This window comes from Proteus faecis, from assembly GCF_003144395.1.
In the GTDB taxonomy this organism is placed as follows: Bacteria; Pseudomonadota; Gammaproteobacteria; order Enterobacterales; family Enterobacteriaceae; genus Proteus; species Proteus faecis.
The window spans coordinates 14,167-27,176 of sequence record NZ_PENZ01000002.1 but is presented as its reverse complement, the minus strand read 5'-3'; the positions used below and the strand labels follow the sequence as shown (position 1 = coordinate 27,176).

At 43.3% G+C, this 13,010-nt stretch carries 11 protein-coding genes; all 11 read right to left on the bottom strand.

The annotated features are described in order from the left end of the window. Positions 1 to 2: 2 nt before the first annotated feature. The 11 genes from nuoM to DK858_RS00610 all read right to left on the bottom strand — a co-directional run bounded on the left by nuoM (position 3) and on the right by DK858_RS00610 (position 13,005). Positions 3 to 1,532 carry an NADH-quinone oxidoreductase subunit M gene (gene nuoM, locus DK858_RS00660; protein ID WP_109395786.1) on the bottom strand — a complete coding sequence of 510 codons (1,530 nt, stop codon included), beginning with the start codon at positions 1,530 to 1,532 and terminating at the stop codon, positions 3 to 5. A gap of 19 nt (positions 1,533 to 1,551) precedes the next feature. Then, the gene (gene nuoL / locus DK858_RS00655; protein ID WP_109395785.1) at positions 1,552 to 3,387 is read right to left on the bottom strand and encodes an NADH-quinone oxidoreductase subunit L; all 1,836 of its coding nucleotides are present in this window, start codon (positions 3,385 to 3,387) and stop codon (positions 1,552 to 1,554) included. Then, positions 3,384 to 3,686: an NADH-quinone oxidoreductase subunit NuoK gene (nuoK, locus tag DK858_RS00650; protein WP_023581731.1), complete on the bottom strand. Its 303-nt coding sequence runs from the start codon at positions 3,684 to 3,686 to the stop codon at positions 3,384 to 3,386. Before nuoK ends, nuoL begins: the two co-directional genes overlap by 4 nt. Then, positions 3,683 to 4,216 carry an NADH-quinone oxidoreductase subunit J gene (nuoJ, locus tag DK858_RS00645; RefSeq protein WP_109395784.1) on the bottom strand — a complete coding sequence of 178 codons (534 nt, stop codon included), beginning with the start codon at positions 4,214 to 4,216 and terminating at the stop codon, positions 3,683 to 3,685. The genes nuoK and nuoJ overlap by 4 nt, the downstream gene beginning before the upstream one ends. 12 nt (positions 4,217 to 4,228) lie before the next feature. Next, entirely contained in the window at positions 4,229 to 4,771 is a 543-nt protein-coding gene (gene nuoI / locus DK858_RS00640) for an NADH-quinone oxidoreductase subunit NuoI (RefSeq protein ID WP_036935576.1), read from the bottom strand. Positions 4,772 to 4,785: 14 nt separating this feature from the next. Then, complete coding sequence (gene nuoH, locus DK858_RS00635) at positions 4,786 to 5,763, bottom strand: NADH-quinone oxidoreductase subunit NuoH (RefSeq protein ID WP_075670642.1); 978 nt, start codon at positions 5,761 to 5,763, stop codon at positions 4,786 to 4,788. Next, positions 5,763 to 8,495: an NADH-quinone oxidoreductase subunit NuoG gene (gene nuoG / locus DK858_RS00630; protein WP_109395783.1), complete on the bottom strand. Its 2,733-nt coding sequence runs from the start codon at positions 8,493 to 8,495 to the stop codon at positions 5,763 to 5,765. The genes nuoH and nuoG overlap by 1 nt, the downstream gene beginning before the upstream one ends. A gap of 53 nt (positions 8,496 to 8,548) precedes the next feature. Then, on the bottom strand, positions 8,549 to 9,913 hold the full coding sequence (nuoF, locus tag DK858_RS00625; RefSeq protein WP_023581728.1) for an NADH-quinone oxidoreductase subunit NuoF: 1,365 nt from the start codon (positions 9,911 to 9,913) through the stop codon (positions 8,549 to 8,551). Next, positions 9,910 to 10,455: an NADH-quinone oxidoreductase subunit NuoE gene (gene nuoE / locus DK858_RS00620; protein ID WP_006533305.1), complete on the bottom strand. Its 546-nt coding sequence runs from the start codon at positions 10,453 to 10,455 to the stop codon at positions 9,910 to 9,912. The genes nuoF and nuoE overlap by 4 nt, the downstream gene beginning before the upstream one ends. 2 nt (positions 10,456 to 10,457) lie before the next feature. Continuing rightward, a complete protein-coding gene (gene nuoC / locus DK858_RS00615) occupies positions 10,458 to 12,254 on the bottom strand; it encodes an NADH-quinone oxidoreductase subunit C/D (protein WP_075670636.1) in 1,797 nt (598 codons plus the stop codon). A gap of 76 nt (positions 12,255 to 12,330) precedes the next feature. Then, on the bottom strand, positions 12,331 to 13,005 hold the full coding sequence (locus tag DK858_RS00610; RefSeq protein WP_004243697.1) for a NuoB/complex I 20 kDa subunit family protein: 675 nt from the start codon (positions 13,003 to 13,005) through the stop codon (positions 12,331 to 12,333). Positions 13,006 to 13,010 lie beyond the last annotated feature (5 nt).

The window sequence follows — 13,010 nt, the reverse complement described above, 5'->3', positions numbered from 1 at the left end:
AATTACGGCCTTACTGTTGAAATAGAAGCGGAATACCAAGTCTGGAGATTTTCCATCGTTGCTGCAGAGGTGTCTAACACTGGTTGTGGGAAGAAACCCAAGATAACCAGTAAAATAACCAATGTGATCAGGATAAAGAACTCTCTCAGATCTAACCCTTTGTAGGTTCTTTCAGCTGTTTTCGGTGAACCATAGTAAGCTTGTTGCATCATCCACAATGCGTAGACAGAAGCAAAAACTAAACCAAAGACCGAAATAATCGTAATCAGCTTAAAGTTGCCATAAGTACCAAACAGGATCATAAACTCACCAACGAAGTTACCTGTTCCTGGCATACCTAACGAGGCAACCGCAAAAAACAGTGAAAACGCAGGTAAGAAACGGATGCTTTTCCACAATCCACCCATTTGGTTCATATCACGCGTACCTAAACGCTCATACAGCATGCCACACATGATAAACAGACCTGCTGCTGACAAACCATTGGTGATCATTTGAATAATCGCACCTTGATAAGCCAATATAGAGCCAGCATAAATCGCAATTACGATAAAGCCCATGTGAGAAATACTACTGTAAGCCGCAAGACGTTTGATATCTGTCTGACGGAATGCCAGTAATGCTGCATAAAATACAGTAATTAAACCTAACCACATCGCCACTGGTGCCAGTAAAGCAGAGGCTTCAGGGAAGAGCGGTAAGTTAAAACGTAATAGGCCGTAAGCCGCTGTTTTTAGCAAAATACCTGATAAATCAACAGAACCAGCTGTTGGTGCTTCTGCATGAGCATCCGCTAACCAGCCATGTACAGGAACAATTGGCATTTTCACTGCAAATGCAGCGAAGAAACCTAACATCAGGATAAATTGCAGTTCAGCGCTTAAAACAGTATGTGCTTGTAATAAGGTATCGTAGTTAAACGTCCAAATACCTGTTTCACGGTAGAAAGCTACCGCAAGACCAATAATAGCCAGCAACATTAACAGGCCACTAGCCTGTGTATAGATAAAGAATTTTGTTGCTGCACTAACGTGTTTTTTATCACTACTTCCTTTGTGTCCCCATAAAGAAATCAGGAAATACATTGGGATCAACATCATTTCCCAGAAGAAGAAAAATAAAAACAGGTCTGTCGCTAAAAATACCCCCATCACACCTGCTAAGATCCAGAGCAGGTTAAAATGGAAAGCGCCTTGTGATGGCTGATTTTCATTCCACGATGAAAGTACCGCTAAGATACCTAAAATCGCAGTTAATACAGTCATCAGCAATGACATACCATCAAGTGCAAATTGGATATTAATCCCTAAAGCAGGGATCCACGGCACAAAGTAATACTCTGTCCAGCGTGGTGCTCCATCAGCACTAAGTAGTTGATAATCGCCCTGCAACCAAAGTTGCACAGAAATAACGAGTGTTAATCCCATCGTCAGCAACGCAACCCAGCGAGGAACTTGCGAGCCGATTCGTTCAGCCTGCCAACTTAGCAGGCCACCGATGAAGGGAATAAGTATTAGCCAGGGTAATAACATGGCGCAATGTGTCCCTTAATTAAACCAGAAGCAGCAGAGCGATAACCAGCACTGCACCTAAACCGAGAGAAGCCGCATACCAACGAGCTAATCCATTCTCACTGAAACTTAATCCTTTATTGGTACCTTTAAGCAGGCAACCGAATAGATTAAAGAATTGGTTAACAGGATCATTTTGGATAAGCCACGCTGCCCCTTTATAAGGTTTGACAAACAGCACTTCATACAAGGCATCAAATCCCCAAGCATGGAACCACCATGTTGAGAAAAAACGACCTGTACAAGTATTAGCAACCTTAGAAACACATTGACGCTGTTTCAGGTATAACCATGCTGCAATGGCAACACCTACTATCGCTACCACACCAGAAAGAATTTCTAATACATATTTACCATCGTGCGATGCATTTCCTTCAGGGAAAACAGCACCTAACGGTTGAGTAATTAATGCACCGATAAATGTTGATAACAGTGCCAATACTGCTAATGGGAAAGTATGAGTAAACCCTTTAACTTGGTGTGCTTCGGTTTTGGTTTCACCATGGAATACGATGAAAATCAAACGGAAGGTATAAAGTGACGTAAATAATGCGCCAACTAAACCTGCAAGCATTAAGTTAAAATGCCCGTTTGAATACGCACCCCATAAGATTTCATCTTTACTGAAGAACCCTGCTGTTAACAGTGGTAATGCCGCTAATGCGCCACCACCAATTAGGAAACAGGCATAAACAAATGGGATCTTCTTACGTAACCCGCCCATCTTAAAGATATTTTGTTCGTGGTGGCAGGCAATAATCACAGAGCCTGCGGATAAGAACAGTAATGCTTTAAAGAAAGCGTGGGTCATTAAGTGGAAAATTGCCGCATCCCATGCTTGAGCGCCTAAAGCCAAGAACATATAACCAATTTGGCTCATGGTTGAATAAGCAAGAATACGTTTGATATCTGTTTGTACTAAAGCTGCAAAACCTGCTAGCACTAATGTCATAGCACCGATAATACCGACTAATTCAAGTACTTCTGGTGCCATTAAGAATAGCGCATTGCTACGTGCAACTAAGTATACACCCGCCGTGACCATGGTTGCGGCGTGAATTAATGCAGATACAGGTGTTGGACCTGCCATTGCATCGGCTAACCAAGTTTGTAATGGAAGCTGTGCTGATTTACCTACCGCACCGCCTAATACCATTAACATTGCCCAGTTAATGACACTTGAACCTACTGCTAATTGTTCAGGAGCAAGCACTGCCATTTCACGGAAGCTCAATGTACCCAATTGGTCAAACAGGATAAACATACCGATAGCTAAGAACACATCACCGATACGCGTTACAATAAACGCTTTCATCGCAGCTGCGCCATTAGCAGGGTTGCTATAATAGAAACCAATTAACAGATAACTACATAGACCAACCCCTTCCCACCCCATATACATCAACATCATATTATCGGCCAGTACTAAAACAACCATACTTGCGATAAATAAGTTGGTATAAGCAAAGAAGCGAGAATACCCTTCTTCGCCACGCATATACCAAGATGCGTACATATGAATAAGGAAGCCAACACCGGTAATCACACCCAGCATGGTTAATGAAAGACCATCAAGAACCAGCGTAAATGGAATATTAAAATTCCCAGCTGACATCCAGTTCCATAAAGTCAGAACTTGAGTTTCTTGCCCATTGGCAAAGAAATCCATACCAACCCAAAGTGCCACTAAAGCTGATAGCCCGACCGAACCAGTACCAATCCATGCTGATACATTTTCAGACCAACGACCACGCGAGAAAGCGAGCAATAAAAATCCCAGCAGTGGTAGCAGAATGGTTAAATAGAGTATATTCATCCGCGCATCTCACTGACTGTATCGATATTGATATTTTGGCGATGTCTATGAAGCTGTAACAACAATGCCAGACCAATACTTGCCTCTGCCGCTGCCAAGCTGATTGCCAGAATATACATTATCTGACCATCTGTTTGACCCCAAAAGCTACCACCGACAACAAATGCCAGTGCAGCCGCATTAATCATAATTTCTAGTCCGATCAACATAAACAACAGGTTGCGGCGAAGTACTAAGCAGGTAAAACCTAACACAAACAGTACCGCAGCCAAGATCAAACCATGTTGAAGAGGTATCATTTTTGCTCCCCTGCGTTTTCGTTTTCGACGAGATCGTCATGGCTCTGATCACGACCAATGTGATAAGCAACTATTAATCCAGACAATAAGAGAACAGATGCTAACTCAACAGCCAAAATATAAGGTCCAAACAAGCTAATACCGACCTCTTTCGCGCCAATCACTTCTCCAGCTATTTCGCCGTGAGTCACACTACTAATGGCATACACCAACACCACAAGCAAAATAAGAGATAAAAGTGCTGGCCCAATCCAAAACTTCGGTTGTAGCCACTTTTTCTCTTGATCGACGACAGATTTACCTAAATTGAGCATCATCACCACGAAAACGAATAACACCATAATGGCGCCAGCGTAAACAATGATTTCTAATGCCCCAGCAAAATAGGCTCCTAACGAGAAGAAAACCACAGAGAGTGCAATCAATGAAATCACCAAGTACAGCAGTGCGTGTACCGGATTGGTATGAGTGATAACTCTCAATGTTGCAAGGATGGCAATCAGCCCCGCGATGTAAAATGCAAATTCCATGAATATCGCTCCTTACGGTAACAGGCTTTTGACATCAATAGGTTTAGCTTCATCATCCGCCTCGCCTTTGTCTTTGCCGTTAATCGCCATACCTGTTTTACGGTAAAAGTTATATTCAGGATATTTGCCGGGTCCAGAAATCAACAGATCGTCTTTTTCATAAACCAGATCCTGACGCTTAAACTCACCCATTTCGAAATCAGGCGTTAATTGCAGTGCCGTTGTTGGACAAGCTTCTTCACATAAACCGCAGAAGATACAACGAGAAAAGTTGATACGGAAAAACTCCGGATACCAACGACCATCTTCATGTTCTGCTTTCTGTAATGAAATACAGCCTACTGGACAGACTGCTGCACACAAGTTACAAGCAACACAGCGCTCTTCACCATCGGGATCACGCGTCAACACAATACGTCCACGATAGCGTGGTGCTACATTGACAGGTTCTTCCGGGTACATCTGTGTTTCACGTTTGGCGAAGGCATGTAAACCAATCATCCAAATGCTTCGTACCTGGGTGCCGAAACCAGTCAATAACTCTTTTAAAGTCATGGTTCAATCACCCCTTATTGAGCGTTGTAAAGTATCACTGCAGCAGTTACCAGCAGATTAATAAGTGTTAACGGTAAGCAAATTTTCCAACCGAAAGACATCACTTGGTCATACCGCGGACGCGGTAACGAAGCACGAATAAGGATAAACATCATCATGAAGAATCCTGTTTTCAGTGCAAACCAAACGAATGACGGTAAGAAAGGACCTTGCCAACCACCAAAGAATAACGTCACGATAAGACCCGATACCGCAACGATCCCGATATATTCACCAACAAAGAATAAACCGAATTTCATACCAGAATATTCAATGTGATAACCATCAGCTAGCTCTTGCTCTGCTTCTGGTTGGTCAAATGGGTGACGGTGACAAACAGCAACCCCAGCAATGGCAAACGTAATAAAACCAAAGAATTGTGGGATAATATTCCACATATTTGCTTGTGAGTTTACGATGTCAGTCAGGTTAAAAGAGCCCGCTTGTGCAACAACACCTAAGATTGAAAGTCCTAAGAACACTTCATAACTTACGGTTTGTGCTGATGCACGCATTGCACCTAACAATGAATATTTGTTATTACTTGACCAACCTGCAAATAACACGGCATACACCGCAATACCGGCAACCATCAAGAAGAACAAAATACCAATGTTTAAGTCAGCAACAACCCATGTCGAGCTAACCGGTACAATCGCAAATGACAATAGTAAAGATGAAAACGCAATCACTGGCGCAATGGTAAAGATAAAGCGGTCAGCAAATTTCGGGATCCAGTCCTCTTTAAAGAACATTTTGATCATATCCGCAATTAGCTGTGCTGAACCAGCATAACCTACACGGTTAGGCCCATAACGGTTTTGAAATAACCCCAGTAAACGGCGTTCCCCCATACTCATAAAAGCACCACAAGTAACCACGACAAGCAAGATCACGACGGCTTTTAAAACAGTGAGTAAAATCTCTGTAACTTCAGGAGATAACCAGCTCATTATGCAATACCCCGCAGTTGACGAACCGATACACCCACCAGCGATGGAGAAATACCAGCCATACCTAACGGCAAGCCAATTTGACCTTGAGTCAGGTGAGCACTGATTTTCACAGGTAAGGTGAATTCACGGCCTTCGTAAATAAACATAGCTTGTTGACCTTGAGTTAACGCTAATGCTTGGGCATCAGATTCACTCAATGTTAAATAAGCAGTTTCCATACGAGATTGGATAACTTCAGCGCGTTGTGATAACTCTTCACTACCAAATAAACGGTAGCAAGGTGCGACAGTCCATTGATTTTTCTGAGCATTAAATGGCGCAGGAATATCAGTGAAGTAGCCAAGTGTATTATCACCACATTCAATTAAACGCACGCCCGGATCGCCAAAACGTAAGCTCCCCCCCACTTCTGCTTGGAATTTATTCCATGCTTGAGGTGAGTTCCAACCCGGTGCCCATGCAAATGGAATTTGCTGACGAGGGGCTGTTGGGCTGTTATTACCTTCCATTGAGAATGCAAATGGGGTGTCGATATCTTTTGGTTGACGCTGTTCATGAACAGACACATTCGCCAGCATAGAAGTACGACCACTATAACGATGTGGTTCACGAGCTAGTTTCTGTCCACGAATACGGAATGATGCATTCGGTGCAGCATCAACAATGCCAGCAAACTGAGGAAGACTGGTTGCACAATGCGCAATAACATTGTCTAACTGTGTCCAATCCAGTGTTCTTTCATGCCATTGTGAATCAACAGCGCTCAACCAACGCCAGCTTTCATGCATCACCACGTCTTTGTTATAGAAAGAAGGCTCAAAAACTTGGAAGTAACGTTGTGCTCTGCCCTCTTGACTCACCATTGTTCCATCGCTTTCAGCGAATGAAGATGCAGGTAGAACAAGATGTGCTTTCGCCATAATGTCTGTTTGCTGGTGATCGATAACAATCACGTTATCGACTTTAGCAATCGCTTCATCAATAACGTCAGCATCGTAATGGCGATATAAATCATTTTCCATGACAACAACTGTGTTAACTTGACCACTGCGCATCATTTTTAATGCATCATCAAGTGGCTGTGCATTCATCATGGCAAGACCCATGCTGTTTGCATCATCAGCAACGAAAGAAAGTCCGACTTCATTACCATTTGCTTTTAATGCAAAAGCAATGTTAGCTGCTGCTTTAATAACCTCTTCACTACCGGCGTGACTACCACTGATAATTAATGGTTTCTTCGCTTGAGAAAGTGCTTGAACAATCATTTCAATATGTTTATTCAGCGCTTCATCAATACCATCAACAGCAGGTGCTTCACCATTAATATTATTTGCAATCGCAAAGCCTAAACGCGCTTGATCAACAACCGGTGCGCGATAACTCCATGCGGCAACATCATCAAGGCGAGTCTCATCAACATGAGTGACAAATAGTGGATATTTTGCACGTTGTCCGATATTCATAATCGCAGCAATTTGCCAGTCAGCCACTTTTTGAGCTGCTGCCATTTCTCGTGCTTTACCTTTTACTGCTTGACGTACAGACAGTGCCATACGAGCACCTGTTTGTGTTAAATCTTCACCTAACACTAAAACAGCATCGTAATCTTCAATTTCACGTAGAGATGGAGTATGAACACCACCTTTTTGTAAAATATCTAACATTAAAGTCAGTCGTTTTTGCTCTGATGCAGAGATACCGCTATAGAAATTTTCAGTGCCAACAACTTCACGTAATGCAAAGTTGCTTTCAATGCTTGCACGAGGCGAACCAATACCCACAATACGCTGACTTTTCTTCAGCATATCCGCAGCAGCTTGAGTCGCTTGAACTGCACTAATTTCTAACCAGTTACTGCCTAAACGTTTTTTAGGCTGACGAGGTCTGCTTGCTAAATTCACATAGCCATAGCCAAAACGACCACGGTCACAAAGGAAATAGCGGTTTACCGTCCCGTTATAACGGTTTTCAATACGACGTAATTCACCATAACGTTCACCTGGGCTTGTGTTACAACCCATGCTACAGCCTTGACAAATACTTGGTGCAAACTGCATATCCCACTTACGGTTATAACGCGATGAGTGAGTTTTATCAGTAAATACACCTGTTGGACAAATTTCAACCAAGTTACCCGAGAATTCGCTCTCTAATGTGCCATCTTCAACGCGCCCAAAGAATACGTTGTTATGTGCACCAAAGACGCCAAGATCAGTACCATCAGCATAGTCTTTGTAGTAACGAACACAGCGGTAACAAGCAATACAACGGTTCATTTCATGAGAAATAAACGGTCCCAGATCTTGGTTTCTATGTGTACGCTTCGTAAAGCGATAGCGACGCATAGTATGACCTGTCATTACCGTCATATCTTGAAGGTGACAGTTACCACCTTCTTCACAAACTGGACAGTCATGAGGATGGTTTGTCATATACCATTCAACAACGCTTTCACGAAATTTCTTCGCTTCTTCGTCGTCAATAGAGATAAACGTGCCATCAGTCGCTGGTGTCATACAAGACATCACTAAACGACCGCGGGTATCCTCAGCATTTTGATACTGCTTCACCGCACACTGGCGGCAAGCGCCAACGCTTCCCAGCGCTGGGTGCCAGCAAAAATAAGGAATATCTAAGCCTAAATTAAGACAGGCTTCTAACAGGTTATCAGCCCCGTTAACTTCATATTCTTTGCCGTCTACATGAATCGTAGCCATAGTCAGCATGCTTCCCAAAGGCCTGCACAGCAGGCGTTAAACCTAAAATGTGTCGTGAAAAATTACCAACGGCTTTTCAGCAAGTTAGGCTGAATACCTCGGATCAAGTTGGCATTGGTATAATCTTCTTGAATAATGCCAGCCTCAAATTCTTCACGGAAATATTTAATGGCGCTTTGTAAAGGTTCTACTGCACCCGGTGCGTGAGCACAGAATGTGTGTCCTGGACTTAAAGAACGACATAAATGCTCAAGAGTTTCGATATCACCAGGGCGACCTTTACCGTTTTCTATCGCACGTAAGATTTCGACACTCCATGGCAAACCATCACGACAAGGTGTACACCAGCCACAAGATTCACGCGCAAAGAACTCTTCTAAGTTACGGGTTAATGAAACCATATTAATTTCATTATCTACCGCCATCGCAAGTGCTGTACCTAAACGACTACCAGCTTTTGCTATCGTGCCAAAATCCATTGGAAGATCGAGGTGATCTTCTGTTAAGAAGTCAGTACCTGCACCACCCGGTTGCCATGCTTTCAGCTTAAGACCATCACGCATACCACCCGCGTAATCTTCAAGGATCTCACGCGCTGTTGTACCAAATGGTAATTCCCATAAGCCCGGATATTTCACGCGACCTGAGAACCCCATTAACTTAGTACCCGCATCTGGGCTTTTGCCTTCACTTAAGCCGATATACCAATCTTTGCCGTGTTCAATAATTGCAGGTACGTTACACAGTGTTTCTACGTTATTGACGCACGTTGGTTTGCCCCATGCACCTGATGTTGCAGGGAATGGAGGTTTAGAACGCGGGTTGGCACGACGACCTTCTAATGAGTTGATTAATGCGGTCTCTTCACCACAGATGTAACGACCTGCACCTGTGTGAACAAACAGTTCAAAATCAATTCCTGAACCAAAGATATTTTTACCAAGAAAGCCTGCTGCTTTTGCTTCCTCAATGGCATGGCGTAAATTCTTAGCCGCTTCGATATATTCTCCGCGAAGGAAAATATAACCACGGTAAGCTTTGAGTGCGTGAGCACCGATGATCATCCCTTCAATTAACAGATGTGGAAGTTCTTCCATTAAGAGACGGTCTTTATAAGTACCCGGCTCCATTTCATCCGCGTTACAAAGGATGTAACGGATATTCATGCTTTCATCTTTTGGCATCAGGCTCCATTTCAAGCCTGTTGAGAATCCAGCACCACCACGACCTTTTAGACCAGCATCTTTAACTTCAGTGGTCACCTCAGTCGGGGACATACCTTTTAATGCTTTTTCTGCCGCTTTATAACCGTTTGTAGCACGGTATTCATCCAGCCATACAGGCTGACGATCATCACGTAAGCGCCACGTTAGCGGATGCGTTTCCGCGCTACGAATAATCGGTTTTGCTCCTGAAATTGCTGTCATGGATACTGCTCCAGTAACGTTTCAATCTCTTCAGGTTTAACAAAGCTGTGAGTATCGTCATCTACCATCATAGTAGGACCTTTATCACAATTACCTAAACAGCAGGTTGGCAGTAATGTAAAGCGACCATCTGGTGTAGTTTGACCAGGAATGATATTAAGATGCTTTTCAATTGCTGCCTGAATGCCTTGATAACCTGTAATATGACAAACCACGCTGTCACAAAAACGAATGATGTGACGGCCAACGGGTTGACGGAAAATTTGGCTATAGAACGTAGCAACGCCTTCAACATCGCTTGCAGGGATCCCAAGAACATCCGCAATCGCATAAATCGCGCCGTCTTCAACCCAACCTCGGTTCTTTTGCACAATTTTCAGTGCTTCAATAGAAGCTGCACGAGGATCTTCGTAATGATGTTTTTCTTGTTCAATTTCAGCACGTTCTTCTTCAGTTAAAACAAACGTTGCTTTCTTTGAATGTGTTACATCAACGATTTCGATCTGCACGGCATCATCTTTTTGGTTTAATTCATTTTGCATGATTAACGATCCACATCCGACATTACAAAATCAATACTTCCCAGATACACAATCAAGTCAGAAACCAGACTACCGCGGATAACCGCAGGGATTTGTTGCAAGTGAGCAAAACTTGGCGTACGAATACGCGTACGGTAACTCATCGTGCTACCATCACTAGTCAAGTAATAGCTGTTGATCCCTTTCGTGGCTTCAACCATCTGGAATGATTCATTAGCAGGCATAACTGGACCCCATGAAACCTGTAAGAAATGGTTAATCATGGTTTCAATATGCTGTAATGTGCGCTCTTTTGGTGGAGGCGTTGTCAGTGGATGGTCTGCTTTAAATGGCCCTTCTGGCATGTTTTTATAGCACTGTTCCAGAATACGTAAGCTTTGGCGTAGTTCTTCTACTTTCAGCATTACGCGATCATAACAGTCACCATTGCTTGCGACAGGGATTTCAAATTCAAAGTTTTCATAACCTGAATATGGACGCCATTTACGGACATCAAACTCAACGCCTGTTGCGCGAAGACCTGCACCTGTCACACCCCAATCTAATGCTTCTTTAGCATTATATGAGGCAACACCAATAGTACGACCTTTCAAGATACTGTTTTGCAGTGCTGCTTTTACGTAAGAATCTAGACGTTTTGGCATCCAATCTAAGAATTCACGTAATAAGCGTTCCCAACCGCGAGGTAAATCATGAGCAACACCACCGATACGGAACCATGCAGGATGCATACGGAATCCAGTAATCGCTTCCACGATGTTGTAAACTTTCTGACGGTCAGTAAAGGCAAAGAACACCGGTGTCATTGCACCAACGTCTTGAATAAAGGTACTGATATACAGTAAGTGACTATTAATACGGAATAGCTCTGACAGCATGACACGAATAACTTTAACGCGTTCAGGTACTTCAATACCGGCAAGTTTTTCTACCGCAAGTACATAAGGCATTTCGTTAACGCATCCGCCGAGGTATTCAATTCGGTCTGTGTATGGAATATAGCTATGCCAAGATTGGCGCTCACCCATTTTTTCAGCACCACGGTGGTGATAACCCACGTCTGGCACACAGTCGACTATCTCCTCGCCATCAAGCTGAAGAATAATACGGAATGCACCGTGAGATGATGGATGGTTTGGACCGAGGTTTAAGAACATAAAGTCCTCATTCTCAGTACCGCGTTTCATCCCCCACTCTTCAGGTTTGAATGTCAGCGATTCCATTTCCAGATCCTGTTTCTGCTTTGTCAGCACATAAGGATCGAACTCTGTCGCACGAGCAGGATAATCTTTACGCAGTGGATGACCTTCCCAATCAGGAAGCATCATAATACGGCGTAAATTTGGATGCCCATTAAAGACAATTCCAAACATATCCCACACTTCACGCTCATACCAATTCGAGTTAGGAAAGATAGATGTGATAGTCGGAACATTAAGATCATTTTCACTTAATGCAACTTTCAGCATAATATCTTTATTACGATCGATTGATATCAGATGATAGAAAACGGAAAAGTCCGCTGCGGGCAAGCCTTGACGATGCGTACGAAGACGCTCATCAAAACCATGCATATCAAACAGCATGACATAAGGTTTTGGTAAAGATTTGAGGTATAACATTACCTCAATGAGTTGTTCCCGTTTTACCCAAACAACTGGCATGCCAGTACGAGTAGGCTGGAACGTAAAGGCATCTGGACCAAATTTCTGACGCAGTTCATTCACCACCTGATCATCAATATGATCGGTCGTTTCCCACGCTGGCCGAGCGCCTTTTTGCGCTATCTGATCGGTCATTTCTATTCACCACAACTTTGATCAGGGTTACTATGATCGCAACACATTGCTCTGGTTACGTCTTAGGCAAAAGCCTTTAAATTTCATCAGGAGTACGCAGATTTTTCACTGCGATACGTTCACCGTGTTTTCTTTCTCGTTCTGATTGCATATTGGCACGGTAAACGCCTTGGTCGCCGACAACCCATGATAATGGGCGACGTTCTTTACCAATGGACTCTTGTAATAACATCAGTGCCTGCATATAAGCTTCCGGGCGTGGAGGGCATCCAGGAATATACACATCAACTGGAATGAACTTATCAACACCTTGCACCACTGAGTAGATGTCGTACATACCACCAGAGTTGGCACATGCCCCCATAGAGATAACCCATTTAGGCTCTAACATCTGATCGTATAAACGCTGAATAACGGGTGCCATCTTAGTAAAGCAAGTACCTGCAACCACCATAAAGTCAGCTTGACGAGGAGATGCACGTAATACTTCTGAACCAAAACGAGCTACGTCATGTACAGCCGTAAATGATGTCACCATTTCAACGTAACAACAGGAAAGACCAAAGTTATATGGCCATAAAGAGTTTTTCCGTCCCCAGTTCACAACGTCATGCAACGCATGTTCCAGTTTTCCCATATACACACTGCGATGAACGTGAGCATCTAATGGGTCACTGACAATTTCCTGTGATTGCAGGGGATAACGGTCATTCTCACCGTTCGGATCTATGCGGGTGAGCGTATAATCCATTTCTA